The organism is Streptomyces sp. NPDC004542, from assembly GCF_040610035.1.
GTDB lineage: Bacteria > Actinomycetota > Actinomycetes > Streptomycetales > Streptomycetaceae > Streptomyces.
The window spans coordinates 66,568-92,411 of sequence record NZ_JBEXLP010000011.1; the positions used below are offsets into that span (position 1 = coordinate 66,568).

Consider the following 25,844-nt stretch of genomic DNA (forward strand, 5'->3'; position numbering starts at 1 on the left):
CGCGGTGCCGGTGACCTGCCCGGACGGGTGGCTGAGCGCTCGCTTAGAATAGGGGTCCCGGTGCCCGCACCACCCGTCGCCACCACGCTCAGGAGTCCCGCCCGTGACCGCCGAAGCCCCGCCCGTACCCGCCCGCTCGTACGGCCGGCTGATCCCCGTCACCGTCCACTTCGACGACCTGGACGCGCTCGGCCTGCTGCACAACGCCCGGTACCCGCTGCTGGTCGAGCGCGCCTGGAGCGAGCTGTGGCAGGCCCACGGCGTCCGCTACGACGGGGACTGGGCGGCCGCGGGGGACGCCTGCAACGCCGTCAAGGAGCTGCGGATCACCTACGAGGCGCCGGTGACCGGCCCGGGCGCCTACGCCGTCCACCTCTGGCTGGAACGGCTCGGCACCACCGGCCTGACCTACGGCTTCCGCTTCTGCTCGGCCGACGGGACGGTCACCTACGCACACGGGACCCGGGTCCTGGTCCGGCTGGACGCGGCCACCCTGCGCCCCACCGCGTGGACCGACGGCTTCAGGGCTGCCGGCCGGGAACTGCTGCGGCCCGCGGACTGACCTCCCGCGCCTCCCGCCGGCCGCCGCCCAGTACCCCCGCGAAGAGCACGAGGCCGCAGGCCAGCACCGTCACCAGGACGAACGACACGGTCAGACTGGTCGCCTGCGCCACCCCGCCGATCAGGCTGGGTGCGATGAGGCCCGACGTGTACGTGATGGTCGCCACGCCCGCGATGGCCTGACTGGGGTTCGGGCCGCTGTGGCCGGCCGCCGCGAAGCACAGCGGGACGACGACCGCGATCCCGAGCCCCATCAGCGCGAAGCCGGACATGGCCACCGCCGGATGCCGCGCGACGACGATCAGCAGGCCGCCGAGAGCGGCGAGCACACCACCGACGCGGACCGTGCGGACCGCCCCGAAGCGGTTCACCACCGCGTCCCCGGCGATCCGGGCCACCGCCATGGTCAGCATGAACCCGGTGGTCGACGCCGCCGCCAGTCCGGCCGAGCTGTCCAGCCGGTCGCGCAGGAACACCGCCGACCAGTCGAGGCTCGCGCCCTCCGCGAACACCGCGCAGAAGCCCACCGCGCCGATCAGCAGCGCCGACCTGGGCGGCAGCGCGAACCTCGGCGGGGGCTCCTCGTCCTCGGCGGGCTGTACGTCCAGCACCCAGCCGCAGGCCAGCACGCCGAGCAGGGTGAGCACGCCCGCCGCGAGCGCGAAGTGCAGGCGGGCGTCCGAGCCGAGGTGCGCGGCGAGGGTACCGGCGGCCGAGCCGATCAGCGCGCCCGCGCTCCACAGGCCGTGCAGCCCGGACATGATCGACCGGTTCAGCAGGCGCTCGACCTCGACACCGAGCGCGTTCATCGCGACGTCGGCCGTGCCGGCGGTTGCGCCGTAGACGAACATCGCCAGGCACAGCGTGTACAGGTTCGGCGCGAGGGACGGCAGCACCAGGGCCAGCGTCCACAGCGCGATCAGGCCGCGCAGCGCCGTACGGCTGCCGAAGCGGTGGCTGATCCGGCCGGCCAGCGGCATGGCGCAGGAGGCGCCGAACGCGGTGAAGGCCAGGGCGAAGCCGAGCTGCCCCGTGCTCAGCGAGGCGTGGTCCTGGATCCAGGGCACGCGGGTCGCGAAGGAGCCGGTGACGGCGCCGTGCACGGCGAAGACGGCCGCCACGGCGTACCGGGCGCGCCTGACCGTTCGCCGGTCGTTCCGCTCGGTGACCACGTCACTCATGTTGCTGTCCCTCCCTGGCCGGACGCACCCCGCCGCCGCATCGCCGCTGCACCGCCGTAAACTATCAGGGTCCCTACCTGATAGATAGCGGGTTTTCCCGCCGTCCGGGCCCGCGGATCTGGGAGGATTCCGGTCATGCCCGCATCACCGAGCACCGCCCGGGCCATCAACGACCGGCTCGCCCTGCGGCTGCTGCAGCAGGAAGGCCCGCTGACGGCGGGGCAGTTGAAGCAGCTGACCGGACTGTCCCGGCCGACCGTCGCCGACCTCGTCGAACGCCTCACGGTCTCCGGGCTGATCACCGTGGTCGGGGAGTCGGGTGAACAGCGCCGGGGCCCGAACGCCCGGCTGTACGGGATCGTCGCCGACCGGGCCCACCTGGCGGCGCTCGACGTCCGCACCGACAGTGTCTCCGTGCTGGTGTCCGACCTGCTCGGCGAGGTGCTCGCCGAGGCCTCCGTGCCGATCGGCGGGGACGCCGGGCCTGGATGCGCCGAGGAGCAGGCCGTCGAACAGGCGGTGGCACTGGTGGAGCGGGCGGTGAAGGAGGCCGGGGCCGACCGGCTGCACACCGTCGGTATCGGCGCGCCCGGCCTGATCGACCCCGGCACGGGTGAGCTGCGGAACTCCTCGGGCCTGCCCGGCTGGCACCGCCGCCTGGTCGCCGCGCTCCAGGAGCGGTTTCCCCAGGCCCGGGTCAGCGTCGAGAACGAGACCAACCTCGCCGCGCTGGCCGAGCAGCGGGAGGGCGCCGCGCAGGACCGGGACACCTTCGTCCTGCTGTGGCTGGGCCACTCGCCCGGCGCGGCCGTCGTCCTGGACGGCACCCTGCGCCGCGGCGCCTCCGGCGGCACGGGCGAGATCGGCTTCCTCCCGGTACCGGGTACGGCCTCGCTGCCCTCGGCGACCGACTGCTCGGGCGGTTTCCACTCCCTGGTCGGGGCGGCGGCCGTCGCCCGGCTGGCGGGGGAGTGCGGGCTGCCGTGGGCCGGCGAGGAGGAGGCCGGGGCGGCCCGCGCGGTGCGGGAGGCGGCAGCGGCCGCCGGCCGGGACGGCGCCGGGGGCGCGGCCGCCCGTTTCCTCGATCTCCTCGCCGGCCGCGTCGCCCTCGGCGTCGCCTCCGTCGTCGCCGTGCTGGACCCGGGCTGCGCGGTCCTGGGCGGCGAGGTCGGCCAGGCCGGGGGCGAGGCGCTGGCCGCGCGCGTGGCGGAACGCGTCGGCCGGATGTCGCCCATGCCCACCGAGGTACGGGCGAGCGGCCTGGGCGGTACGGCGGTGCTCCGCGGGGCCCTGCTGACGGCCCGGGAACGGGCCCAGGACGAACTGTTCGCACCGCCCGGGCGCGAGAAGCCCGATGAAGATCTTGCTCCGGCCGCCCGGCTCGCCCCGGATTGCCGGTAAATGTCGATCGCCGTGAACCGGTGCAAGCCGGGCGCGATTTCAAGATCTTCAGGACGCTTCTAGCCCGCCGGGCCCCGCACGGCACGCGGGCGCCCTGCGTCCCTGCGGGGGCGACCGGTTCCTCCCGCCGCGCCATCGACACGTCGTCCCGCCGCTCCGCGGACTCAACCGGTCCCCACGTGCCGTCGGCGGTGGCCACCGGCTCCACCAGTCGGAGGCCGACGTACCGCTCGCGACGGGTCCGGGCCGAAGTGGGCGGTCACCCTGTCAAAGCGGGGCCCGGCGGCGGGCAAGGGCCGTCGTCACCACCGCCGGGCCCGACCGCACCATAAAAGGACTAGACCAGAGCGTCAATAGGTACGGACCACCGGCACGGGCCGGCGGTCTGTGAGCCACTCCACACCGATCGCCCGCATGGGTGACGATCGGGCGTGGCACACTGGCCCTGTACCAGAAGCAGCGCACTCCGGGGTCGGTGAAAGTCCGAACCGGCGGTTACAGTCCGCGACCCGGTCGCTTCCAGCGGCCGGTTGACCAGGTGAAATTCCTGGACCGACGGTTAAAGTCCGGATGGGAGGCAGTGCGCGGCGGGCGGGCATGCACGTGTGCGCGCCGCCGTCCGGTCCCGTCCGTCACGGACGGGCCCCGTCCGGCGTAGGCGTCACCGGTGTGCTCGACCGTTCATTCTGTCGTCATCGACAGCCCCGGAGTCCGTGCCCGAATGAGGCAGGAGGACCCGGGAAGTGTTCACCGGAATCGTCGAAGAGCTGGGTGAGGTCACCGCCGTAGAGGACCTCGGCGACGCCTCCCGCTTCAGGCTGCGTGGCCCCGTGGTCACCGAGGGAGCGAAGCACGGCGACTCCATCGCCGTGAACGGCGTCTGCCTCACCGTCGTCGACCACGAGGGCGACGAGTTCACCGCCGACGTCATGGCCGAGACCCTCAACCGGTCCAGCCTCGGCGCCCTCTCGGCCGGCTCCCGCGTGAACCTCGAACGGCCCACCGCGGTGGGCGCCCGCCTCGGCGGCCACATCGTGCAGGGGCACGTCGACGGCACCGGGCAGATCCTGGAGCGCAAGCCCTCCGACCACTGGGAGATCATCAAGATCGCGCTCCCCGCGGACCTTACGCGCTACGTCGTGGAGAAGGGCTCCGTCACCGTCGACGGCATCAGCCTCACCGTGGTCGACGCCGGTCCCGACTACTTCACCGTCAGCCTCATCCCCACCACCCTCGCCCTGACCACCCTCGGCTTCAAGGAGCCCGGCGACCCGGTCAACCTCGAGGTCGACATCGTCGCCAAGTACGTCGAGCGGCTGCTGGCGGCGGGTCAGGGGGGTGCGCGGTGAACGGGCTGAACTCGCAGGCGTTCACCCTCCTCGGCCAGCACATCCTGTGGTCGGACATGATCGGCAACATCCTCGGCCTGATCACCCTGGCACTCGGCTGGCGACGCTCGCTGTGGACCTGGCCGGTCCAGTTCCTGTCCGGTCTCGTCCTCTTCGGCGCCTTCTTCGGCCACCTGACCGGCAGCGCCGGCAAGCAGGCCGTCGTCATGACGGTCGCCCTGTACGGCTGGTGGCAGTGGAGCCGCGACAGGGGCCGGACCGAGGACGGCGGCGACGGCCACATCGTCCCGCGGTTCGCCACCTGGACCGAACGCGCCGTCATGCTCGGCGCCGCCGCGGCCGGCACGGTCGCCGTCGCCCTGCTCTTCAAGGCGTACCCGTCCCTGTCCTGGGACCCCTGGCCGGACGCCTACATCTTCGTCGGCACCGTCGTCGCCATGTACGCCCAGGCCCGCGGCATGGTCGAGTTCTGGTTCGCCTGGCTGCTCGTCGACCTCGTCGGCGTCCCCCTGAACTTCGCCAACGGCTACGCCTTCTCCGGCTTCGTCTACGTCATCTACGGCGCGCTCGTCCTGTGGGGCATGCGCGACTGGTGGCTGCGCTCCCGCCAGGGCTCGCGGCCCGCTCTGGAAGGAGCCCCCGCATGACCGCGGCATCCATCCTCCACAGCACGGACGGCTTCGAGGACTTCGCGCTCGACCCGGTCGAACAGGCCATCGCCGACATCGCGGCCGGGCGTCCGGTCGTGGTCGTCGACGACGAGGACCGGGAGAACGAGGGCGACCTCGTCGTCGCCGCCGAGAAGGCGACGCCCGAGATCGTCGCCTTCATGATGAGCGAGTGCCGGGGCCTGATCTGCGCCCCCATGGAGGGCGAGGAGCTCGACCGGCTGCGGCTGCCCCAGATGGTCGACGACAACACCGAGTCGATGAAGACGGCGTTCACCGTCTCCGTGGACGCCTCCGCCGCGCACGGCGTGACCACCGGCATCTCCGCCTCGGACCGGGCGACCACGCTCCAGCTGCTGGCGAGCGCCGCCGCCGGGCCCACCGACTTCGTCCGCCCCGGCCACGTCTTCCCGCTGCGCGCCCGGCCCGGCGGCGTCCTGGTCCGGGGCGGCCACACCGAGGCCGCCGTCGACCTCGCCCGGCTCGCGGGCCTGCGCCCGGCCGGCGCCATCGTCGAGATCGCCGGCGAGGACGGCCGTATGCTCCGGCTGCCCGAGCTGATCCCGTTCGCCCGCAAGCACGGCCTGACGATCATCTCCATCGAGGACCTGATCACCTACCGCCGCACCGCCGAACCCACCGTCCGGCGCGAGGCCGAGACCCGGCTGCCCACCGTCCACGGCACCTTCACCGCCTACGGCTACCGCTCCGCCGCCGACGGCGTCGAGCACGTCGCCCTGGTCCACGGTGACGTCGGCGACGGCGAGGACGTCCTGGTGCGGGTCCACTCCGAATGCCTCACCGGCGACGTGTTCGGCTCCCTGCGCTGCGACTGCGGCCCGCAGCTGGACGCCTCGCTCGAGCGGATCCAGGCCGAGGGCCGGGGAGTCGTGGTCTACCTGCGCGGACACGAGGGCCGCGGCATCGGACTGCTGTCCAAGCTGCGGGCGTACGAGCTCCAGGAGCAGGGGCACGACACTCTCGACGCCAACCTCGAACTGGGTCTGCCCGCCGACGCCCGCGACTACGGCGCCGGCGCGCGGATCCTGACGGACCTCGGCGTCCGCAGCCTGCGCCTGATGACCAACAACCCCGAGAAGACCGAGGCGCTGCTGCGCCACGGTCTGAAGGTCACCGGCCGTGAGCCGATGCCCGTGCAGGCGGGCGAACACAACCTCCGCTACCTGCGCACCAAGCGGGACCGGATGGGGCACGACCTGCCCTGGCTGGACACGCCCGCCGTGCCGGCCCCCGCGGCCGCGTCCGCGGCCACCTGCAACAACCAGTAAGAGAAAGCACGGAGGAGAGACGTGAGCGGCAAGGGTGCACCGGAACTGTCCGTACGCAACGCGAGCGACCTCAGGGTCGCGGTCATCGCGGCGCAGTGGCACGACAAGGTGATGGACGGTCTGGTCGACGGCGCCCTGCGCGCCCTCGGTGAGCTGGGCATCGACGAGCCCACGCTGATCCGGGTCCCCGGCAGCTTCGAGCTCCCGGTGGCCGCCAAGGTCCTGGCCGGTCGCGGCTACGACGCGGTCGTCGCCCTCGGTGTCGTCATCCGCGGCGGCACCCCCCACTTCGACTACGTGTGCCAGGGCGTCACCCAGGGCCTCACCCAGGTCTCCGTGGAGACCGGTGTCCCCGTCGGCTTCGGGGTGCTGACCTGCGACACCGAGGAACAGGCGCTGGACCGGGCCGGACTGGAGGGCTCGAACGAGGACAAGGGGCACGAGGCCGTGACCGCCGCGGTGGCGACCGCGGTCACGCTTCGCTCAGTATCTGAACCGTGGCACTAGGTCGTGCGGCACACCGCGTAGAGTGGGCGCCACCATGTCCAAGAAGACGTTCGAGGAGCTCTTCACCGAGCTCCAGCACAAGGCCGCCCACGGTGACCCCGCCACCTCCCGCACCGCGGAACTGGTGGACAAGGGCGTCCATGCCATCGGCAAGAAGGTCGTCGAGGAGGCCGCCGAGGTCTGGATGGCCGCCGAGTACGAGGGCAAGGAGGCGGCCGCCGAGGAGATCTCGCAGCTGCTCTACCACGTCCAGGTGATGATGGTCGCCCGCGGCATCTCCCTGGACGACGTCTACGCCCACCTCTGAGCCGCACCGCACACAGTTCCGAATCCGAACGAGCAAAGGAAGCCGACCCCATGCTGCGCATCGCCGTCCCCAACAAGGGTTCACTGTCCGGCCCTGCGGCGGAGATGCTGCATGAGGCCGGCTACCAGCAGCGCCGCGAGTCCAAGGAACTGCGCATCGTCGACCCGGAGAACGAGGTCGAGTTCTTCTACCTCCGCCCCCGTGACATCGCGATCTACGTCTCCTCCGGCCGCCTCGACATCGGCATCACCGGCCGCGACCTGCTCATCGACTCCGGCGCCAACGCCGAGGAGATCCTCCCGCTCGGCTTCGCCCGCTCGACCTTCCGCTTCGCCTCCAAGCCGGGCACCGCCGGCGGCATCGAGGACCTCCAGGGCAAGACGGTCGCCACCTCCTACGAGGGCATCGTCGCCAAGCACCTCGCGGACAGCGGAGTCGACGCCTCCGTCGTCCACCTCGACGGTGCCGTGGAGACCGCGATCGAGCTGGGCGTGGCCGAGGTCATCGCGGACGTCGTCGAGACGGGAACCAGCCTGCGCAACGCGGGCCTGGAGGTCTTCGGCGAGCCGATCATGAAGTCCGAGGCGATCGTCGTCCGCCGGGCCGGCGCCGACACCGAAGAGCCCAAGGTGCAGCAGTTCCTGCGCCGACTCCAGGGCGTCCTGGTGGCGCGGACCTACGTGATGATGGACTACGACTGCCGCGTCGAGCAGCTCGAGAAGGCCGTCGCGCTCACACCGGGTCTGGAGTCCCCGACCGTCTCCCCGCTGCACAACGAGGGCTGGGTCGCCGTCCGCGCCATGGTCCCGGCCAAGGAGGCCCAGCGGATCATGGACGACCTGTACGAGCTCGGCGCCCGGGCCATCCTGACCACCGCGATCCACGCCTGCCGCCTCTGAGCGGCGTGAGAGGCAAGCAGGGGCGAGCAGAGATGTCCGACCTTCCCGTCACCTTCCGGCCGGGGCACACCCGCGTGATCCTGCTCACCGCCGGTGTCGCGATCTTCGTGGTGATCTCGGGGATCGCGCTGCTGCTGGAGCAGCTCGGCCCGGGGGAGCGGCTCAGCTTCATCCTCACCGGCGCCCTCATCTTCGGCGTGCTGGCCCAGCTCGCCCGGGTGAAGGTCGTCGCCGACGACACCGGCGTCACCGTGGTCAACATCGCCGGCAGACGCCACCTGGACTGGGCGGAAATCGTTCAGGTGAACCTCCGTCCGGGCGATCCCTGGGTGTTCATCGACCTCAGCGACGGCACCAGCCTGCCCGCGCTCGGCATCCAGCCGGGCATCGCCAAACGGCGCGCCATCGCCGACGCACACACCCTCCGGGCGCTCGCCGAGGCCCGCGCGACGGCCCGGGACGCGGAAGACCGGGACTGACTCGGGGCCGCCGACCCTGCCGTAGTGGCCCGTGTCTTGATTAATCTGGTGGCGGAGGCGTTTTTCGCTGCGCCCCACCCCTGCGTGCCGCCCGGCACCCAGGGGTTCCTGCTACCCGAGGAGTGACCCCCTCCGGCGATGGACGGATCGTCCTGTAGTACCTGCGCCGCCCCCTCCCGACCCAACGGGGAGGCGGCGGCATCATGACCATCCCCCTGCTGCTCCTCGGAGCGGCGTTCCTGCTGATCCTCGCCAACGGCTTCTTCGTCGCCGCCGAGTTCGGTCTGGTGACGGTCGAGCGCCCGGACGCCGAGAAGGCCGCCGCCGAGGGCGACAAACGCGCCCGTACGGTCGTCGAGTCGCTCAAGGAGCTGTCCTTCCAGCTCTCCGGCACCCAGCTCGGCATCACCATCACCTCCCTCGTCGTCGGCATGCTCGCCGAACCGGCCCTGGCCGAGCTGCTGCACGGCCCGTTCGCGGCGGCCGGCATCCCCGAGGGCGCCGTCCCCGGTGTCGCCGTGGTCGCCGGCATGCTGCTCGCCTCGGCGATCCAGATGGTGGTCGGCGAACTCGTCCCCAAGAACTGGGCGGTGTCCAAGCCGTTGCAGGTCGCGCGGTTCGTGGCCGGCCCGCAGCACCACTTCTCCCGCCTGTTCCACCCGGTGATCGCAGCCCTCAACACGGTCGCCAACCGGCTCGTACGGGCCCTGGGCGTCGAACCCGCCGCGGAGCTGGCGTCCGCCCGCACCCCCGGCGAGCTCGTCTCCCTCGCCCGCCACTCCGCCCAGGCCGGCGCCCTGGAGCAGGACACCGCCGATCTGTTCGTCCGCACCCTGTCGCTGGGCGAGCTGACCGCGCAGCACGTTATGACCCCGCGGGTGAAGGTCAGCGCCCTGCAGTCCTCGGCCACCGCCGAGGACGTGGTCAACCTGACCCGCGCCACCGGCCTGTCCCGCTTCCCCGTCTACCGCGAGAAGATCGACGAGATCGTCGGCATGGCCCACCTCAAGGACGCGCTGGCCGTCCCCGTGCACGACCGGCTGCGCACCCCCGTCGGCAGCATCGCCCGCCGGGCCCTGCTCGTTCCCGAGACGCTGCCCGTCCAGCCCCTGCTGACCCGGCTGCGCAGCGAGCAGCCCATCGCGGTCGTCGTCGACGAGTACGGCGGCACCGCGGGCGTGGTCACCCTGGAGGACATCGTCGAGGAACTGGTCGGTGAGGTGCGCGACGAGCACGACGGCCAGCTGGTGCCGCAGCTCGCCGCCGCGCCGCCCGAGGACGGCAAACCGGCCTGGGACGTCGACGGCAGCTGCCGCGTGGACATCCTCCAGCGCATAGGTCTCGACGTGCCCGAGGGCCCCTACGAGACCGTCGCCGGCCTGGTCGCCGACCTGCTCGGGCGCATCCCGGCCCCCGGCGACAAGGCGGAACTGCCCGGCTGGCGGCTCTCCGTGCGCCGCGTCGGCCACTACCGGGCCGAACGGGTCCGCCTGGTGCGCACGGCCCCCGTGGGGAACGTCATGGAGGCCGCCCGATGAGCGTCCTGCAACTGGTCTTCGCCGGGCTGCTCGTGCTCGCCAACGGCTTCTTCGTCGGTGCCGAGTTCGCACTCGTCTCCGTCCGCCGCAGCCAGATCGAACCGCTCGGTACCGCCCGGGCCCGCCAGGTGCTGTACGGCCTGGAGCGGCTGCCGCAGATGATGGCCGCGGCCCAGTTCGGCATCACGGTCTGCTCGCTGACCCTGGGCGCGGTCGCCGAGCCGACGGTGGCGCACCTGCTCGAGCCGGTGTTCGAGTGGATCCAGCTGCCGGAGGGGGTGATCCACCCGCTCGGGTACGTCATCGCCCTGGCCGCCGTGGTCTTCTTCCACCTCGTCATCGGCGAGATGGTCCCGAAGAACCTCGCGATGGCCGCCCCGGAGAAGGCCGCCCTGTGGCTCAGTCCCGGTCTGGTCGCCTTCGCCCGGCTGTGCCGGCCCATCACCGTGGCCCTCGGCGCCTGCGCCCAGGGCATCCTGCGGCTCTTCCGGGTCGAGCCCAAGGACGAGGTCGAGGCCGTCGTCACCAGCGAGCAGCTCAACCGCCTGCTGGAGGACTCCGGTCAGGCGGGCCTCCTCGACCCCGAGGAACAGGAGCGCCTGGAGGACGCGCTGGAACTGGGCTCGCGCCCGGTGACCGACGTGCTGCTGGGGCGCGAGTCGCTGGTGACGGTGACACCTTCGGTCACTCCGGGGGAGATCGTCGAACTGACCGCGCGCACCGGGTACTCCCGCTTCCCGGTCGCGGCGGAGACCGGCGCCTTCATGGGCTACCTGCACGTGAAGGACGTACTCGACCTGGAGGAGTCGGACCGGGCCGTGCCGCAGCACGTCTGGCACCCGATGACGACCCTGCGGGCCGAGCTGCCGCTCGACGACGCGCTCACGGTGATGCGGCGCGCGGCCACTCACCTGGCCCAGGTGGCGGACGCCTCCGGCAAGGTGCTCGGCCTCGTCGCGCTGGAGGACGTGCTGGAGCTGCTGGTCGGCGAGGTACGCGACCCGGCCCACCGGGAGGCGCCGCAGCCCAGGGTGAGCGAGCCGAGGGTGAACGGGGAGCCGGAAGAGGCACTGGCCGGCTGACGGGGCCCGGTGCTGTCGGGGCGGGGGTCCGCCGGCCGGTCACATGGCCGACGGATCCTGCGGCCCCCGCCCCGACAGCACCTCCCCGTACGCCTGCATCAGGTCGGGCAGCCGCAACGTGGCCAGGTCGTCCCGGGTCAGCATCCCCGGGTACGTGGACAACCGCAGATCCCGGTACGCGCAGCTCTTCTCGTACAGCGTCCGCAGGAACCGCCCGTTCCCCAGCTCGTCGATCCAGCCCTGCTCCACGACATGCCCGGCGATCGACCGCAGCTCGTCCAGCGCCTCCTCGTCCCAGACGTCACCGTTCTCCGCGGCGAGCACCTCGCCGATCGAGGTGAGTTCCAGGGGCCGGTAGGAGGGGAAGTCGACGCGGGTGGTGAACCGGGAGGACAGTCCCGGGTTGGCGGCCAGCAGCCGGTCCATGCCCTCCGGGTAGCCGGCCAGGATCACCACCAGGTGGTCGCGGTTGTCCTCGGCCCGCTTGAGCAGCACCTGCAGGGCCTCGTCGCCGTACGCGTCGCCCTTGCCGTACCCCGAGTTGGACAGCGAGTACGCCTCGTCGACGAACAGCACCCCGCCGATCGCGGAGTCGATCAGTTCGTTGGCCTTCACGGCCGTCTGGCCCAGGTACTCCCCGACCAGATCGGCCCGCTGCGCCTCCACGAGATGGTCGCCGCCGAGCAGGCCGAGGGCGTAGAAGACGCGGCCGAGGATGCGGGCGACGGTGGTCTTGCCGGTGCCCGAGGGGCCGGAGAAGACGAAGTGCCGTTTCGGTGGCTGGACCGGCAGACCCTGCCCGGCCCGCAGCCGGGCCATGTTCAACTGCGCCGACAGCGCCTTGACCTGGCGTTTCACGGGCTCCAGGCCCACCATGCGCTCCAGCTCGGCGAGCGCCTCCTCCAGCAGCGCGGGGTCGGTGGGCCCGGAGGGCAGCGGCGAGGACGGCGCGGCGGTCCGGGCGCGCACCGCCGGATCGGACACCGACGGCATCGCACCGGCCGGCGGCAGGTCGGCCTCCGTCAGCCGCAGGTCGCGGCCCTCGGTCCCGAAGAGCGGATCGAGCACGTCGGGGCCGTCGACGGTGTCCTGGCCGAGTCCGGTGAGCGTGATCGCCGCGAGGTCCGCCGCGTCGTCGTACCCGTCGCCCTCCGCGATGGCGGCGAGCCGCGCGGAGGTGTCCATGAAGGCAGGGTCCACGCGGTGCACCGCTCGGTACAGGGGGAGTGCGGCGGCGCTGCGGCCGGTGCCCTCGTGCGCCCGGGCCAGCCAGTACCTGAGCTCCTTGCGCTGCGGCTGTTCGCTGCGGCAGCGCATGAGGGCCGCCGACAGCAGCGGTTCGGCCTGTCCGTACATCTCCAGGCGGACCCGGGCCATGCCGCCGAACAGGCCCGCCTCGATGCCGAGCAGGGGGTCGTCGAGCAGCGGGTCGGTGTGCCGGACCAGCTGTTCCCAGTCCTTGACCAGATAGGCGCGGCAGGCGTGCAGGAAGCGGACCTGCGGGTCGGCGTCCACCCGGGGCAGCCCGGCGAGGGCCCGGTCCAGCTCCGGGACGTGGCGGCCGTCCAGCCAGTGCGAGGCGTGCGCGAGCAGCAGGTCGCGCGGGCTCTCCAGCACCGGTTGCACCCACCAGCCCAGCCAGTACCAGGAGTTGAGGGTCCGGCGGTGCCGGGCGCGCTGCTCCCCGAAGCGGTCCCGGTGCCGGAACATCCTGAGCAGGGCGGTCGTCGTGTCGACGCGCAGCGCGTGCAGCCCGAGCCAGCCGTCGGCCATCCCGGGATCCATCCGCACGGCGGTGCGGAACTCCTCCTCCGCCTGCGGATAGGCACCCATGGTGTAGGCGTCCACACCTCGCAGCCAGGCGAGGTCGGCCGGGGCCTCGGGGCCCTGCGTGCCGAAGTCCATCACGTCCCCCACGAACCGTGCCCCCGTAGGTTCACCACCGGACCCTCGCCCGGCGGCATCCTTGGTCGAACCGCTGTACCGCGGACCGGAGTTGCAGGTGCGCGAAGCGGCAGTTCCATGGTCGCACCGAGGGCATCGTACCCGCGTGGCGTCCCTCCGCCGAAGGGTGCGGCACGAGACGTTCGACGAGGTGGGAGCAGACGGGGCGCACACGAAAAAGGTGACCCTGGGTGAGCGGATGACGGCGTGTGGCGTCCGTGAACCGGGCCGCGGGCAGAACGAAGCCCCCGATCACGGGGGAACAACCGGGGGCTTCGCGTAGGCGGGCGGCTTCGAACGGCCGCACATTGAGAACGTAAGACCTGTACGGCCCAACGGTCAAGCCGAGTTGGAGCACCCCAACACGTTCTCAGACACGAGCCTTCACCACTTCACCACACCGCGGACGGTCCGTCACCCTGGGTGACATCCTGGTCCGGTCCAGGGGACCCGGCGGGCCCCGGGAGCACCTCGTACCCCTCCGGTGACTGCAGCACCAGCAGGTCGGCGTGCGGTCGTGAGGGGTCGGCGGCGAAGTGCGCGCGTTCCGCTCCGGTCCACCGGGTCCAGAAGTCCCGCTGCTCCGCCCCGTCCCGCAGCCGTCCCCTCCTCCAGGAGTCCTCCCGGGGCAGTTCCATCCACAGCAGTCGCGCGAGGTAGGGGCGCAGGGTGCGGCGGCCGGCGCCGACCCCTTCGACGAGGAGCACCGGCGCGGGCGGCAGTGCGCGGGGTGGGCCGAACCGCCGGGCGCGCCAGTCGTACGGCGTGTAGCGCGCGGTCTCGCCGCGGCCGAGCGGCTCGATCACCTGGGTGAGCAGGCGCCCGGTCCAGTCGAAGAGCTCCTCGTGGCTGGCGATGTCGTCCAGCTGCAGCACCGGTGCCCCGTCCAGCGCGGCGGCCAGCCGTCCCGCGAAGGTGGACTTGCCGGAACCGGCGTGTCCGTCGACACCGATGAGGCGGACCGGTCCGCAGGAGGGGGGCAGGGCGCGCAGCCGGGAGGCGAGTTCGTGAATGGCGATTCCTGAGGTGTGGTGCGGTGTGGGGGGTTTTCCGGAAACATTGTAGTAGCGGCGCATAGCGGCCGTACCGGCGGCCCGCAAAAAAGTCACGCTTTGAACCACCGGCTGGCGGCCAGTCAATCCCGCCGATTAGTGCCCGAATCCGCTGACCGATATGTCGAATTCGGCGTTCCCGCTGTGCCCGCCGCTGAGTAAGGTGCCTCCTGCACCACTGCGACGCGTCGTGCGGGGACGGACAGGGGTAGATGGCCGCGGAGTTATTCGAGGGGCAGTATGTGTGGCACCCGGCGGCCGACGACCGCGTGCTCGCGAGCGTATGCGTCGACGTGCGCGCCGGACGTTACCGAAGCGCCCACGAAGCCCTGGCGGAGACGGGCGAGGACTTCGGTCTGCGCGCCCACCGCTCCCTCGTCCTGGCCTCCGAGGCCGCCGGCACCGACCTGGTGGAACGCTGGCTGGCCGAGGAACCGACGCCCGAAGCCGCGCTGATGTGGGCGCGGGTGGCCGTGCAGCGGGCACTGAGGGCCGCCGACGCCCGCGACGAGCGGGCCGAGGCCCTGGAACGGATCGCGCTGGCCGCCTGCGACCGGGCCGCCGCCCTGGCCCCGGCCGACCCCACGCCCTGGGCCGCCAAGCTGGCCATGGCCCGGCTGCACCGGCTGCGCGACCTCGCGCCGCAGGGGCTGCTCACCGCGCCGCCCGGCCCCTGGCGGCTGTTCGCGCACGTGCTCTCCCTCGACCCGTGGCACCGCGAGGCCCATCACCGCTTCCTGTCGTTCTTCTTCACGCGGTACGGCGGCTCGGTCAACGCCGCCTGGGACGTCGCCGCTTTCCTCAGCCAGCGGGCGCCCGCCGACTCCCCGCTGCGGCTGCTGCCGCTGGTCGCCCTGGTGGAGAGCTACAACCCGACCCAGCTGCTCGCCGACCGTGTGTGGGAGCAGCCCCAGTGGCGCTCCACGGCACTCGCGATCTACCACAACTGGCTGCCCGCTGTGGCCGGTTACCGCCACACCCCGGTGCTCGACCTGGCCTACCTCGCACACGCGCTGGTCATGGGCCGGCGCGAGTTCGAGGCCCGTGCGGTCTTCACGGCGATGGGCCCCTACGCCTCCCGCATGCCCTGGAGCGCCTTCGGTGACCCGGCGGAGCAGCTCTCCCGGGCCCGGCGCGCCTGCGGCCTGCCGGCGCCGGGGCCCGTCTGACCGCCCGGCGTCCTGCTCGTCCCCTACCCAGAGAAAGGTCGATCTGTGTCGGAACGGATATCGGCTCCACGGGCGAGAGCCCGCGGGGGAGAGGACCCGGTCGCGCTCGACGACGACGCGACCCTGCACGCGATGGGTTATCCGCGGAAACTCACCCGCCGTTTCAAGGCGTTCGACAATTTCGCGATCTCTTTCACCATCATTAATATCATCTCGGGTATTTTCTCGTCCTTCGGTTTTGGTATGAACGCGGGCGGACCGCGCATCCTGGTCTTCGGCTGGATCGGCGTCTCCGTCATGGTGCTCTTCATCGGAGCGGCCATGGCCGAGGTGGCCTCGGCCTATCCGACGAGCGGGGCGCTGTATTTCTCCGCCGGTAAACTCGCCAAACGCCACAAGGGCGCCTGGTCCTGGTTCACGGGGTGGCTGAACTTCGTGGGTCAGATCGGCGGCACCGCGGCCACGGGCTATGCGGCGGCGACCTTCATCCAGGCCTTCGTCGCCCTGCAGTGGGACTCCTACGAGCCCACCGTCCACCAGACCATCCTGATCACCGCCCTGATCATCGTGGTGCAGGGGCTGGCGAACACCTACACCGTACAACTGGTCGCGATCCTCAACCGGATTTCCGTGTGGTGGCTGCTGATCGGACTCGTGGTGATCGTGTCCACACTGATCGTGATGCCCGACCACCACCAGTCGGCGTCCTTCGTGACGCATTTCGTGAACAACACCGGCTTCACCCACGGTCTTTACGGCGGGATGCTTGGCCTGCTGGTGACCAGTTGGACCTTCACGGGCTTCGACGGCAGCTTCCACATGTCGGAGGAAACCGTCCACGCGACGGTGAACGCACCCAAGGGGATCACCCGTTCGATCGGGTATTCGGCGCTCACCGGGCTGATCCTGATGCTGGCACTGGTCTACAGCATCGGCGACTACGCGAAGGTGGCGGGTTCGTCCGCGCCGCCCGTCCAGATCCTCATCGACGGTCTCGGCATGGGGTGGGCGAAGGCCCTGCTGCTGGTGGTGATCGGCGCGATGCTGTTCTGCGGCCTCGCCAACCTCACCAGCAACACCCGGCAGATCTTCGCCTTCTCCCGGGACGGGGCCATGCCCGGCTCCCGCTGGTGGCACTCGGTCTCGCCGCGCACCCGCACACCGGTCAAGGCGGTGTGGCTGGCGGTGGGCTGCTCGCTGGTGCTGGTGCTGCCGGGCTGGTGGTCGCACACGGCGTTCACGGCGATCGTCAGTGTCAACGTCGTCGGGCTGTTCCTCGCCTACGCCGTGCCCGTCTTCCTGCGGCTGCGGCTCGGCGACGAGTTCCAGCCGGGGCCCTGGCACCTGGGCCGCTGGGGCCGCCCGATCGGCTGGCTGGCCGTGGTCTGGATCCTGCTCAGCAGCGTGCTGTTCATGCTGCCGCAGGCCTCCCCGATCACCGTCGACTCCTTCAACTACGCGCCGATCGCACTGGCCGTCGTCCTGCTGGTGGCCACGGTGTGGTGGTTCGCCACCGCCCGCCGCCGCTTCCAGGGCCCGGTCAGCTACGGCCGCCCGGACGAGGTCGCGGCGATGGACCTCGTCTGACCCCCGCACCAGCGGCCCCGGCACGCGCACTTCACGGGCGCGTGCCGGGGCCGCGTCCGTGCCGCGGGACCGCCGGTGGCAGAGACCAATGTTCTTGGGCGTGGCGTGGGCCGAAGTGCTGGCAGGGGCATGCCCCCTGCTCCATAGTGGGCGCACAGCCGTGCATCGGACCGCCCGAAACCAGACGCCTGGGGGTCTTCCGCCCATGAGCACAGCCGAACAGCCGTCCCGCAGAACCGTCCTGGCCGCGGCCGTCGCCGCCGCCGTGGTCCCCGGAGCCGGCCCCGCGGCCGCCGCGGGCGCCGGCCCCGAGGATCCCGGCCCCATTCCGGGCGGCCGCGCCCCGGACCGTCCCGTCGACTACCGCGCCTGGACCTCGTACTCCGACTGGCGCGGCGGCGTGACGGAGGGCACCCGCGCGGTACCGGGACCCCGCCCCGCGCTCGTGATCGGTGACACCGTCGGCACCACCGACTACCCGGACCCGCACACCGGCACGACGGCCACCTGGGAGTACGCCACCTGGACCTCGCCGGTGCACCGGCTCTCCGTCCCCGCCACCGAGACGATCGCCTCCTGGAACGCCCACACCCCGGCGGGCACCTGGCTCCAGGCCGAACTGCGGGGCACGTACTCCGACGGCGGCGACACCCCCTGGTACGTGATGGGCCGCTGGGCGGCCGGCGACCAGGACATCAAGCGGACCTCCGTGGACGGCCAGAGCGACGGCAGGAGCACCATCTGGACCGACACCTTCGCCATCGACGACGCCACCACCGGCCTGCGCCTGCTCTCCTGCCGCCTGCGACTGACCCTCTACCGCAAGCCCGGTACCCGGCTCACCCCCGTCGTCCGGCGGCTGGGCGCCATGGGCTCCGACATCCCCGACCGCTTCACCGTCCCGGCCTCCACGCCCGGCCCGGCCGGGGAACTGATCGTCCCGCGCTACTCGCAGGAGATCCACAGGGGCCAGTACCCGGAGTACGACAACGGCGGCGAGGCCTGGTGCAGCCCCACCTCCTCGCAGATGATCATCGAGTACTGGGGCGGCCGGCTCACCCCCGAACAACTGTCCTGGGTGGATCCGTCCTACGCCGACCCGCAGGTGTGCCACGCGGCCCGTTCCACCTACGACCACCAGTACGCCGGCTGCGGCAACTGGCCGTTCAACGCCGCCTACGCCGCCACCTTCCCGGGTCTGCAGGGCGTGGTCACCCGGCTCGGTTCGCTCACCGACCTCGAGACGCTGATCGCGGCCGGCATCCCGGCCGTAACCTCCCAGTCCTTCCTCAAGGGTGAACTCACGGGGGCCGGTTACGGCACCTCGGGCCACCTGATGACCGTGATCGGCTTCACCGCCGAGGGGGACGTGATCGCCAACGACCCGGCCTCACCGGACGACGCGGCGGTGCGGCGCGTGTACCCGCGGAGGGAGTTCGAGAACATCTGGCTGAGGACCAAGCGGTACAACGCGAGCGGCAAGGTCGTCTCCGGTACGGGCGGCGTCTGCTACCTGTACTTCCCCGACCGTCCGACCCCCCGGCAGCGCAGGGCGCTCGCGGAGGTCGGGGTGCGCTGAGCGACTGCCTGTGACCAACGTCTCCGCCGCGAAGGCCGCCGCCGGTGGCAAGGTGGACGGAACGGAGGGGGGGAGTCCGTCCATCCGGCACGACAGACCTCAGCGAGACACACCATGAGCGCACACCCCGCCACCGCCGCCGGCCCCCGGACCCGCACGGGCGGCCCTCAGGGCGACGGCCCCGAGATCCTCGAGCACGTCATGGGCTGGGTCCTGGTCGCGGTGATCGCCGTGCTCGTGACCCGGCTCGGCCTGCTGTGACCTGAAGTCCCTTCGGGGGAAGGGCCGTTCAGCCAAGCGCGCGATGTTGTTCTGACATACTGCCGATGTCCCGCAGCCCGCTGAGACCAGGGTCCGAATTGAATATGAGGCAACAGGGTGCCGCCGCCCGTCCCGGGGTGCGCGGTACCGAGCGTTCCGCCGCTCGTCGTGCCGAACTCATCGCCATCGGCCGGAAGTTGTTCGCCGACACGTCCTACGACGCGCTGTCCATGGACGACATCGCCCGGCAGGCGCGCGTCGCCAAGGGCCTGATCTACTACTACTTCCGGTCCAAGCGCGGCTATTACCTCGCGATCATCCAGGACTCCGTCGCCGGTCTGGTCACCCACGCCGGCAGCGGTCTCGACCTGCCGGCCGTGGACCGCGTGCACCGCACCATGGACAGCTATCTGCGCTACGCCGAGCACCACCAGGCCGCCTACCGCACCATCGTCAGCGGCGGCGTCGGCTTCGACACCGAGGTGCAGGCGATCAGGGACGGCGTGCGCGAGGCGATCGTGACCACGATCGCGGAGGGGGCCTACGGCCGCGGGGACGTCGCGCCGCTGGCCCGTATGGGCCTGCTCGCCTGGGTGTGCAGCGTCGAGGGTGCCACCCTGGACTGGATCGACCGCCCCGACCTGTCCCGCGAGACCATGTGTACGCTCCTGGTGAAGACCCTGGGCGGCGCCATGCGCGCCATCGAGGAACTGGACCCCGCCTACCCGGCGCCCGCACCGGCCCGCCGGGACGCCTGAGGCTCACCGGGACGCCTGAGGCCCGTGTCGGGCCGGCCATCGGGGCCGGATCGCCGCCCCCTGGTTTGAGCCGGACTTCCCGGGCCGGGCAGCCTGGGGTGGCTTCTCGAAGTGAGCGGTCGTTAACTGGTGACGAGAGGTCGCTGATCGGGCATACTCACAGCCCACAGCCGCTGGTCAGCGACTTCCGAGACCCGGGAGCGCGCGCATCGGCCGGACAGACACCAGGCGGCGCCGCCCCACCCGAGGCGCACGTCCGCCGATGCGCCCGACAGGGAGGAGAGCGTCGCCATGCCCGACCGCGCCCCGCAGCCGGTGGACCGGCACATGCCCACGGACGAGGCCCGGGAGCTGATCTCGCTCGTCCGCGAGATCGCGCAGCGCGAGATCGCGCCCAAGGCGGCCGAGGAGGAGGACGCCGGGCGCTTCCCGCGCGAGACATTCACCCTGTTGTCGCAATCGGGCCTGCTGGGTCTGCCGTACGACTCCGAGTACGGCGGCGGTGACCAGCCGTACGAGGTCTACCTCCAGGTCCTCGAGGAGCTCGCGGCGGCCCGTCTCACCGTGGGCCTCGGCGTCAGCGTGCACACCCTGGCCTCCTACGCCCTCGCCGCCCGCGGCACCAAGCAGCAGCAGGTCGAGCACCTGCCCGCGATCCTCGGCGGCGGGCTGCTCGGCGCGTACTGCCTCTCCGAGCCGTCGTCGGGCTCGGACGCGGCCTCGCTGCGGACCAAGGCGGTCCGGGACGGTGACGGCTGGGTGATCACCGGCACCAAGGCGTGGATCACGCACGGCGGCATCGCCGACTTCTACACGGTCATGGCGCGCACCGGCGAGGAGGGCCCGCGCGGGATCACCGCGTTCCTGGTGCCCGGTGACGCGGAGGGCCTGAGCGCCGCGGCGCCGGAGAAGAAGATGGGCCTGAGGGGCTCGCCCACCGCCCAGGTCCACTTCGACGGCGTCCGCGTCTGTGACGAGCGCCGCATCGGCGAGAAGGGCCAGGGCTTCGCGATCGCCCTGTCCGCGCTCGACTCAGGCCGCCTGGGCATCGCGGCCTGCGCCATCGGTCTGGCCCAGGCGGCGCTGGACGAGGCGGTCGCCTACGCCACCGAACGCCGGCAGTTCGGCCGCCCGATCGCCGACTTCCAGGGCCTGCGCTTCATGCTCGCCGACATGGCCACCCAGGTGGAGGCGGGCCGCGCCCTGTACCTGGCGGCGGCCCGGCTGCGGGATGCCGGCCGGCCGTTCGCCAAGCAGGCGGCCATGGCCAAGCTGCACTGCACCGACACCGCCATGCGGGTGACCACCGACGCCGTGCAGATCCTTGGCGGATACGGCTACACCGCGGACTTCCCGGTGGAGCGCTACATGCGCGAGGCCAAGGTCCTGCAGATCGTCGAGGGCACCAACCAGATCCAGCGGATGGTCATCGCCCGTCACGTCGCGGGGCCGGAAGGCCGCTGAGCTTTCCGAGGGCGACCGGCGGGGCCGCCAGCCTGACCCACTCCGGGTCGTGACGGCCCGGCAGGGTACGGCCCCGGTCCGCCCAGGCGCGCACCAGATCACGGTAGATGGGCGGGTCCTGCGCCGGGGACGGCGGGGCCGATCCCACGGGCGGGGGAACGAACACGCGGTACTGACGCCCGGTCGCCGATTGTGTGGGGGTCATACCAGGGCAACGTCCGCAGCGGCGAACAGGTCACCCTGCGTGGGAATCGGGCGTGCGTTCCGGCCGTCCCACCCCGGGGCCGGTCCGCCGCGACCGCCCGGAGGCGCCCCCGGCGGCCACGGTGCGGCTCCTGGCCCGACGGCACGGCCAAGTACCGCCCCAGGAGGCGAAGTTCCCGGCCCGCGCGGGGACGCACGGACCGGAAACGTCCCCTGCGGCGTTCCTCACGCCCACGGCCCTCGGCCGGGAGCGAGCCGCCGCTCCCGGCGGACCCGGACACACCGATCCCGTGCCACGGCGGCCTGCGGGCCGTGGTGCGGCAGCAACGGGGACGTGGCGGGGTGGCTCAGGCGGCCCGGCGCATCGCCGGCACGCGCATCGGGCGTGAACCCGGGCCGCCGACGTGCGAGAAGGGCTGCGTCCGCCAGTTCAGCCCCTGCGGCAGCGTCAGCAGGAGCGCGGTGTCCTGCTCCTGGGGCCGGAAGGACTCGTCCGCGGGGCGGGCGTCGGCCGCCGCACGGCCCGTACCGGCACACACCGTGAGGCCGAACGGGTTCCACGGCGAGGCGCACAGCGCGTGCTCCGGCAGGACCTCCTCGTCCGCCAGCAGGGCGATGGGCTGCGCGCAGTCCGGGCAGATCACCCGGTACATCTCGAAGGTGTCGTAGGCGTCGAGTTCCTCGACGTCGGCGTCGTCGAAGGCGTCGGGTTCGACGCCCTCCGGCGTGGACTCGACGACCGGCTGCTGCCGCTTGGGCATGCTACGACCAGGGCGCTTAAGACTCTGCATGGGATTCTCCCCCTCGGGCTGGGCCGTGAAGGCACTGCGGCCTCGACCACAGCAAGCATTTCCCGTCCGCCCACGGCGGTAATCACGAGACCATCACGGAGCCTGCCCGACGGCTGTGGCGTTCGTCACATGCCACCCGCAGGTGCCCGGTGCGGTGCGTTTGTCCCCCAGCCCGGCTCACAGCAGACTCCCGGGCAGGTCACGAACCGGGTATGACCTGGGTTGCTCAGGTATCCGAGGAGATCGAGCGCACTGTAGGTTTTGGCGCCATGGAGGAGCTGGACCGTCACATCGTGCAGCTGCTCGTCAAGGACGGGCGGATGAGCTACACAGACCTGGGCAAGGCCACGGGTCTGTCCACGTCGGCCGTGCACCAGCGGGTGCGCCGGCTGGAGCAGCGTGGCGTCATCCGGGGCTACGCCGCGGTCGTCGACCCGGAGGCCGTCGGGCTGCCCATGACCGCCTTCATCTCGGTCAAACCGTTCGATCCCAGCGCCCCCGACGACATCGCGGACCGGCTCGCCGGCGTCCCGGAGATCGAGGCCTGCCACAGCGTCGCGGGCGACGAGAACTACATCCTCAAGGTCCGGGTGGCCACCCCGCACGAGCTGGAGGAACTGCTCGCCCGACTGCGGACCCTGGCCGGGGTGTCCACCCGCACGACGGTGGTGCTGTCGACGCCGTACGAGGCCCGGCCGCCGAAGATCTGAGACGCCGGTGCGGCGTCGGCGGCCCCGCCCGCGCCGCACCGGATCCCGCGCGAGAGACTGTCGGTCATGAGCGAACGCCCCGCCGCCGGCCCCACGACCGTCCTCCTGCGCCGCGGAGAGGTGCACAGCCCCGCCGACCCCTTCGCCACCGCGATGGTCGTCGAGCGCGGCCAGGTCGCGTGGGTCGGCTCGGAGGGCGCCGCCGACGCCTTCGCGGACGGGGTCGACGAAGTGATCGACCTCGACGGCGCCCTGGTCACCCCGGCGTTCACCGACGCGCATGTGCACACCACCGCCACCGGACTCGCGCTGACCGGCCTCGACCTGTCCGGCGTGACCTCTCTGGAGGCGGCCCTGGAGCGGCTGCGGGACTTCGCCGCCGCCCGCCCGGAGGACCGCGTGCTGCTCGGCCACGGCTGGGACGCGGCCCGCTGGCCCGGCGGCCGCCCGCCGACCCGCGCGGAGCTCGACGCGGCCGCCGGGGGACGCCCGCTGTACCTCTCCCGCATCGACGTCCACTCGGCGGTCGTCACCAGCGCGCTGCTCGACCTGGTCCCGGGCGAGGTGTCCCGCGCCGACGCCCCGCTCACCCGCGACGACCACCACGCCGTCCGCTCCGCCGCGTTCGCCGCCGTCACCCCCGCCCAGCGCGCCGAGGCCCAGCGGGCCGCCCTCGCGCACGCCGCCTCCCTCGGCATCGGCTCCGTGCACGAGTGCGGCGGGCCGCAGATCTCCTCCGAGGAGGACTTCACCGGCCTGCTGCGGCTCGCCGCCGAGCAGCCGGGCCCACGGGTCACCGGCTACTGGGCCGAGCGCGAGGCCGAGGGCGTCACCAAGGCGCGCGAGCTGGGCGCGCTCGGCGCCGCGGGCGACCTGTTCGTCGACGGCGCGCTCGGCTCGCACACCGCGTGCCTGCACCATCCGTACGCCGACGCCGACCACGCCGGCACCGCCTACTTCGACGCGGCCGCCGTCGCCGAGCACGTCGCCGCCTGCACCGACGCCGGACTCCAGGCGGGCTTCCACGCCATCGGGGACGCCGCCGTCACCACCGTGGTCGAGGGTGTCCGGGCCGCCGCCGAGAAGATGGGCCTCGCCCGCGTCCGGGCCGGCCGGCACCGCGTCGAGCACGCCGAGATGCTCACCCCCGAGACCGTCGCCGCCTTCGCCGAACTGGGGCTGACCGCGTCCGTCCAGCCCGCGTTCGACGCGTTGTGGGGCGGCGAGGACGGCATGTACGCCCGGCGGCTCGGCGCGCGGCGGGCCCGGACCCTGAACCCGTTCGCCGCCCTGCTGCGGGCCGGCGTACCGCTCGCCTTCGGCTCCGACAGCCCGGTCACCCCTCTCGACCCCTGGGGCACCGTCCGCGCCGCCGCCTTCCACCGCACGCCCGAACACCGGATCTCCGTGCGCGCCGCGTTCACCGCGCACACGCGGGGCGGCTGGCGGGCCGTCGGCCGGGACGACGCGGGCGTCCTGGTGCCCGGCGCGCCCGCCGACTACGCCGTCTGGCGTACCGACGCGCTCGTCGTCCAGGCCCCCGACGACCGGGTGGCGCGCTGGTCGACCGACCCCCGCTCCGGCACCCCGGGGCTGCCGGACCTGACCCCCGGCCACGACCTGCCCGTCTGCCTGAGGACCGTCGTGGGCGGACGGACGGTGTTCGTACGGCCGGGCGAGTGATCTACCGGGGTGGCGGGGCGGCGATCGGCCGCCGCGGCCCCGTCGCGCGACCTGCGCATCCTCGCCTCTGACCAGCGGATTGTTCCTGTTCCCGCAGGTCGGACGGCTGTTGACAGTCGGCTGCGGCGGGCCGGTAGGTTCGGCCGAGTCCACCACCGGACGCCCGACCGGGGAGCATTTCGCGCACGCGTCGCAGCGCCGCTGGGTCAGGGACGGTGTGCCGCACCGGGGCACCGTCGCTGGGAGCCAGGCTCAGCGCCCGCGCCGACACGGGAACGCTTCCGACCGGGTCGGGAAGGTGTGACCCGGGTGGGGCCCGGCCGCTCAGTAGACAACGGCTTTCGGTCGATCCGCAGCCAGCGGGTCCCAGGTCGGCCCGAAGGGCGCCGGGCCCCCATCCGCTGCCGCACGCGGAATGAAAAGCACATTCTTACCCCGTTCTTGGGGAATCGACACCGCCTTACGCACGAGCCGCCGCGTCGGCGCAGGCCGCGGCCACTATGGTGGACCCTGCGTACGACATGTGAAGGGGCAGCAGTGAACGACGGCGACGGGACCCTCGCGGCACAAGAGCGGGGGAGGCGGTTCGGCCCGCTCGGCACGGCCTTGGTGATCATCCCGACCTACAACGAGGCGGAGAACGTCAAGTCCATCGTCGGCCGGGTGCGCAAGGCCGTCCCCGAGGCGCACGTGCTCGTGGCGGACGACAACAGCCCCGACGGCACGGGCAAGCTCGCCGACGAACTCGCCGCCGCGGACGACCACGTCCAGGTGCTGCACCGCAAGGGCAAGGAAGGCCTCGGGGCCGCCTACCTCGCCGGCTTCCGCTGGGGCCTGGACAACGGCTACGGCGTTCTGATCGAGATGGACGCCGACGGCTCCCACCAGCCCGAGGAACTTCCCCGTCTGCTCACCGCCCTCAAGGGCGCGGATCTCGTGCTCGGCTCCCGCTGGGTGCCCGGCGGCCGGGTGGTGAACTGGCCGAAGTCCCGGGAGTTCCTCTCCCGCGGCGGCTCCACCTACTCGCGGATCATGCTCGACGTGCCGATCCGCGACGTGACCGGCGGCTTCCGCGCCTTCCGCCGCGAGACCCTGGAGGGCCTGGGTCTGGAGGAGGTGGCCTCGCAGGGCTACTGCTTCCAGGTCGACCTGGCCCGGCGCGCGGTCAAGGCCGGCTACCACGTGGTCGAGGTGCCCATCACCTTCGTGGAGCGGGAGCACGGCGACTCCAAGATGAGCCGTGACATCGTGGTCGAGGCGCTGTGGCGGGTCACGGCGTGGGGCGTGGGGGACAGGCTGGGCAAGGTCACGGGCAAGGGCGGCCAGGCCCGTTGATCACCGCTGATCACCCCCTTATCCCGAACTGAGCCGGGTCCGGGCA

24 protein-coding genes and 1 riboswitch are annotated in these 25,844 nt (G+C 72.3%); of the genes, 20 read left to right on the plus strand and 4 right to left on the minus strand.

The features are described 5' to 3' along the window. Window positions 1-103 precede the first annotated feature (103 nt). Window positions 104-562, plus strand: a complete 459-nt coding sequence (locus ABZX30_RS09500; protein ID WP_355930922.1) for an acyl-CoA thioesterase — start codon at window positions 104-106, stop codon at window positions 560-562. Here ABZX30_RS09500 and ABZX30_RS09505 read toward each other — a convergent pair. Next, window positions 522-1,742: an MFS transporter gene (locus ABZX30_RS09505; protein ID WP_355930925.1), complete on the minus strand. Its 1,221-nt coding sequence runs from the start codon at window positions 1,740-1,742 to the stop codon at window positions 522-524. The two genes, ABZX30_RS09500 and ABZX30_RS09505, sit on opposite strands and share 41 nt — an antisense overlap. Before the next feature lie 135 nt (window positions 1,743-1,877). Here ABZX30_RS09505 and ABZX30_RS09510 point away from each other — a divergent pair, with 135 nt between their 5' ends. The 10 genes from ABZX30_RS09510 (at window position 1,878) to ABZX30_RS09555 (ending at window position 11,261) form a co-directional block, all read left to right on the plus strand. Further along, window positions 1,878-3,143 carry an ROK family transcriptional regulator gene (locus ABZX30_RS09510; RefSeq protein ID WP_355930928.1) on the plus strand — a complete coding sequence of 422 codons (1,266 nt, stop codon included), beginning with the start codon at window positions 1,878-1,880 and terminating at the stop codon, window positions 3,141-3,143. 457 nt (window positions 3,144-3,600) lie between these two features. Further along, window positions 3,601-3,731, plus strand: a riboswitch (FMN riboswitch). 155 nt (window positions 3,732-3,886) lie between these two features. Beyond that, the gene (locus tag ABZX30_RS09515; RefSeq protein WP_355930931.1) at window positions 3,887-4,492 is read left to right on the plus strand and encodes a riboflavin synthase; all 606 of its coding nucleotides are present in this window, start codon (window positions 3,887-3,889) and stop codon (window positions 4,490-4,492) included. Continuing rightward, window positions 4,489-5,139: a nicotinamide mononucleotide transporter family protein gene (locus tag ABZX30_RS09520; protein ID WP_355930933.1), complete on the plus strand. Its 651-nt coding sequence runs from the start codon at window positions 4,489-4,491 to the stop codon at window positions 5,137-5,139. Before ABZX30_RS09515 ends, ABZX30_RS09520 begins: the two co-directional genes overlap by 4 nt. Continuing rightward, on the plus strand, window positions 5,136-6,449 hold the full coding sequence (locus tag ABZX30_RS09525) for a bifunctional 3,4-dihydroxy-2-butanone-4-phosphate synthase/GTP cyclohydrolase II (protein ID WP_355930936.1): 1,314 nt from the start codon (window positions 5,136-5,138) through the stop codon (window positions 6,447-6,449). Before ABZX30_RS09520 ends, ABZX30_RS09525 begins: the two co-directional genes overlap by 4 nt. Window positions 6,450-6,470: 21 nt before the next feature. Then, on the plus strand, window positions 6,471-6,956 hold the full coding sequence (gene ribH, locus ABZX30_RS09530) for a 6,7-dimethyl-8-ribityllumazine synthase (protein ID WP_355930938.1): 486 nt from the start codon (window positions 6,471-6,473) through the stop codon (window positions 6,954-6,956). Window positions 6,957-6,990: 34 nt separating this feature from the next. Then, the gene (locus ABZX30_RS09535; RefSeq protein WP_004990764.1) at window positions 6,991-7,263 is read left to right on the plus strand and encodes a phosphoribosyl-ATP diphosphatase; all 273 of its coding nucleotides are present in this window, start codon (window positions 6,991-6,993) and stop codon (window positions 7,261-7,263) included. 50 nt (window positions 7,264-7,313) lie between these two features. Then, window positions 7,314-8,162 carry an ATP phosphoribosyltransferase gene (gene hisG, locus ABZX30_RS09540; protein WP_355930941.1) on the plus strand — a complete coding sequence of 283 codons (849 nt, stop codon included), beginning with the start codon at window positions 7,314-7,316 and terminating at the stop codon, window positions 8,160-8,162. A gap of 32 nt (window positions 8,163-8,194) precedes the next feature. After that, entirely contained in the window at window positions 8,195-8,641 is a 447-nt protein-coding gene (locus ABZX30_RS09545; RefSeq protein ID WP_355930944.1) for a PH domain-containing protein, read from the plus strand. A 203-nt stretch (window positions 8,642-8,844) separates the two neighbouring features. Beyond that, on the plus strand, window positions 8,845-10,179 hold the full coding sequence (locus tag ABZX30_RS09550) for a hemolysin family protein (protein ID WP_355930947.1): 1,335 nt from the start codon (window positions 8,845-8,847) through the stop codon (window positions 10,177-10,179). Next, the gene (locus ABZX30_RS09555; RefSeq protein WP_355930949.1) at window positions 10,176-11,261 is read left to right on the plus strand and encodes a hemolysin family protein; all 1,086 of its coding nucleotides are present in this window, start codon (window positions 10,176-10,178) and stop codon (window positions 11,259-11,261) included. The genes ABZX30_RS09550 and ABZX30_RS09555 overlap by 4 nt, the downstream gene beginning before the upstream one ends. A 39-nt stretch (window positions 11,262-11,300) precedes the next feature. On the opposite strand, the gene ABZX30_RS09560 is transcribed toward ABZX30_RS09555, so the two are convergent. Both ABZX30_RS09560 and ABZX30_RS09565 read right to left on the minus strand, forming a co-directional pair. Beyond that, on the minus strand, window positions 11,301-13,166 hold the full coding sequence (locus tag ABZX30_RS09560; protein WP_355930951.1) for an AAA family ATPase: 1,866 nt from the start codon (window positions 13,164-13,166) through the stop codon (window positions 11,301-11,303). Window positions 13,167-13,597: 431 nt separating this feature from the next. Continuing rightward, a complete protein-coding gene (locus ABZX30_RS09565; RefSeq protein WP_355931058.1) occupies window positions 13,598-14,218 on the minus strand; it encodes a hypothetical protein in 621 nt (206 codons plus the stop codon). Window positions 14,219-14,469: 251 nt separating this feature from the next. Between ABZX30_RS09565 and ABZX30_RS09570 the strand changes: the two genes are divergently transcribed. From ABZX30_RS09570 to ABZX30_RS09595, 6 genes are all read left to right on the plus strand, one after another. After that, window positions 14,470-15,426, plus strand: coding sequence for a hypothetical protein (locus ABZX30_RS09570; protein ID WP_355930954.1), 957 nt, complete (start codon window positions 14,470-14,472; stop codon window positions 15,424-15,426). Between the two features lie 45 nt (window positions 15,427-15,471). Then, window positions 15,472-17,013, plus strand: coding sequence for an amino acid permease (locus tag ABZX30_RS09575; RefSeq protein ID WP_355930956.1), 1,542 nt, complete (start codon window positions 15,472-15,474; stop codon window positions 17,011-17,013). A gap of 205 nt (window positions 17,014-17,218) precedes the next feature. After that, the gene (locus ABZX30_RS09580; protein WP_355930959.1) at window positions 17,219-18,592 is read left to right on the plus strand and encodes a peptidase C39 family protein; all 1,374 of its coding nucleotides are present in this window, start codon (window positions 17,219-17,221) and stop codon (window positions 18,590-18,592) included. A gap of 114 nt (window positions 18,593-18,706) precedes the next feature. Next, window positions 18,707-18,853, plus strand: coding sequence for an SCO1431 family membrane protein (locus ABZX30_RS09585; protein WP_355930962.1), 147 nt, complete (start codon window positions 18,707-18,709; stop codon window positions 18,851-18,853). A gap of 104 nt (window positions 18,854-18,957) precedes the next feature. Continuing rightward, window positions 18,958-19,611, plus strand: a complete 654-nt coding sequence (locus ABZX30_RS09590) for a helix-turn-helix domain-containing protein (protein WP_355930965.1) — start codon at window positions 18,958-18,960, stop codon at window positions 19,609-19,611. Window positions 19,612-19,902: 291 nt separating this feature from the next. Then, window positions 19,903-21,075 (plus strand): acyl-CoA dehydrogenase family protein, encoded by a 1,173-nt coding sequence (locus ABZX30_RS09595; protein WP_355930968.1) that lies wholly within the window; start codon window positions 19,903-19,905, stop codon window positions 21,073-21,075. A gap of 551 nt (window positions 21,076-21,626) precedes the next feature. Here the strand turns inward: ABZX30_RS09595 and ABZX30_RS09600 are convergent. Next, window positions 21,627-22,070 carry a hypothetical protein gene (locus tag ABZX30_RS09600; protein ID WP_355930971.1) on the minus strand — a complete coding sequence of 148 codons (444 nt, stop codon included), beginning with the start codon at window positions 22,068-22,070 and terminating at the stop codon, window positions 21,627-21,629. Window positions 22,071-22,339: 269 nt separating this feature from the next. On the opposite strand from ABZX30_RS09600, the gene ABZX30_RS09605 reads away from it, so the two are divergent. The 3 genes from ABZX30_RS09605 (at window position 22,340) to ABZX30_RS09615 (ending at window position 25,798) form a co-directional block, all read left to right on the plus strand. Beyond that, window positions 22,340-22,780 (plus strand): Lrp/AsnC family transcriptional regulator, encoded by a 441-nt coding sequence (locus tag ABZX30_RS09605; RefSeq protein WP_355930973.1) that lies wholly within the window; start codon window positions 22,340-22,342, stop codon window positions 22,778-22,780. Between the two features lie 66 nt (window positions 22,781-22,846). Continuing rightward, a complete protein-coding gene (locus ABZX30_RS09610) occupies window positions 22,847-24,463 on the plus strand; it encodes an amidohydrolase (protein ID WP_355930975.1) in 1,617 nt (538 codons plus the stop codon). 537 nt (window positions 24,464-25,000) lie between these two features. Further along, window positions 25,001-25,798 carry a polyprenol monophosphomannose synthase gene (locus ABZX30_RS09615; protein ID WP_355930977.1) on the plus strand — a complete coding sequence of 266 codons (798 nt, stop codon included), beginning with the start codon at window positions 25,001-25,003 and terminating at the stop codon, window positions 25,796-25,798. Window positions 25,799-25,844: the final 46 nt, after the last annotated feature.

What these genes read in the sequence shown, in the direction of transcription:
- ABZX30_RS09505 (WP_355930925.1), bottom strand. Translation starts at nt 1,742, where the DNA reads ATGAGTGACGTGGTCACCGAGCGGAACGACCGGCGAACGGTCAGGCGC.
- ABZX30_RS09510 (WP_355930928.1), top strand. Translation starts at nt 1,878, where the DNA reads ATGCCCGCATCACCGAGCACCGCCCGGGCCATCAACGACCGGCTCGCC.
- ABZX30_RS09525 (WP_355930936.1), top strand. Translation starts at nt 5,136, where the DNA reads ATGACCGCGGCATCCATCCTCCACAGCACGGACGGCTTCGAGGACTTC.
- ABZX30_RS09535 (WP_004990764.1), top strand. Translation starts at nt 6,991, where the DNA reads ATGTCCAAGAAGACGTTCGAGGAGCTCTTCACCGAGCTCCAGCACAAG.
- hisG (WP_355930941.1), top strand. Translation starts at nt 7,314, where the DNA reads ATGCTGCGCATCGCCGTCCCCAACAAGGGTTCACTGTCCGGCCCTGCG.
- ABZX30_RS09545 (WP_355930944.1), top strand. Translation starts at nt 8,195, where the DNA reads ATGTCCGACCTTCCCGTCACCTTCCGGCCGGGGCACACCCGCGTGATC.
- ABZX30_RS09550 (WP_355930947.1), top strand. Translation starts at nt 8,845, where the DNA reads ATGACCATCCCCCTGCTGCTCCTCGGAGCGGCGTTCCTGCTGATCCTC.
- ABZX30_RS09555 (WP_355930949.1), top strand. Translation starts at nt 10,176, where the DNA reads ATGAGCGTCCTGCAACTGGTCTTCGCCGGGCTGCTCGTGCTCGCCAAC.
- ABZX30_RS09560 (WP_355930951.1), bottom strand. Translation starts at nt 13,166, where the DNA reads ATGGACTTCGGCACGCAGGGCCCCGAGGCCCCGGCCGACCTCGCCTGG.
- ABZX30_RS09570 (WP_355930954.1), top strand. Translation starts at nt 14,470, where the DNA reads ATGGCCGCGGAGTTATTCGAGGGGCAGTATGTGTGGCACCCGGCGGCC.
- ABZX30_RS09580 (WP_355930959.1), top strand. Translation starts at nt 17,219, where the DNA reads ATGAGCACAGCCGAACAGCCGTCCCGCAGAACCGTCCTGGCCGCGGCC.
- ABZX30_RS09585 (WP_355930962.1), top strand. Translation starts at nt 18,707, where the DNA reads ATGAGCGCACACCCCGCCACCGCCGCCGGCCCCCGGACCCGCACGGGC.
- ABZX30_RS09590 (WP_355930965.1), top strand. Translation starts at nt 18,958, where the DNA reads ATGAGGCAACAGGGTGCCGCCGCCCGTCCCGGGGTGCGCGGTACCGAG.
- ABZX30_RS09595 (WP_355930968.1), top strand. Translation starts at nt 19,903, where the DNA reads ATGCCCGACCGCGCCCCGCAGCCGGTGGACCGGCACATGCCCACGGAC.
- ABZX30_RS09600 (WP_355930971.1), bottom strand. Translation starts at nt 22,070, where the DNA reads ATGCAGAGTCTTAAGCGCCCTGGTCGTAGCATGCCCAAGCGGCAGCAG.
- ABZX30_RS09605 (WP_355930973.1), top strand. Translation starts at nt 22,340, where the DNA reads ATGGAGGAGCTGGACCGTCACATCGTGCAGCTGCTCGTCAAGGACGGG.
- ABZX30_RS09610 (WP_355930975.1), top strand. Translation starts at nt 22,847, where the DNA reads ATGAGCGAACGCCCCGCCGCCGGCCCCACGACCGTCCTCCTGCGCCGC.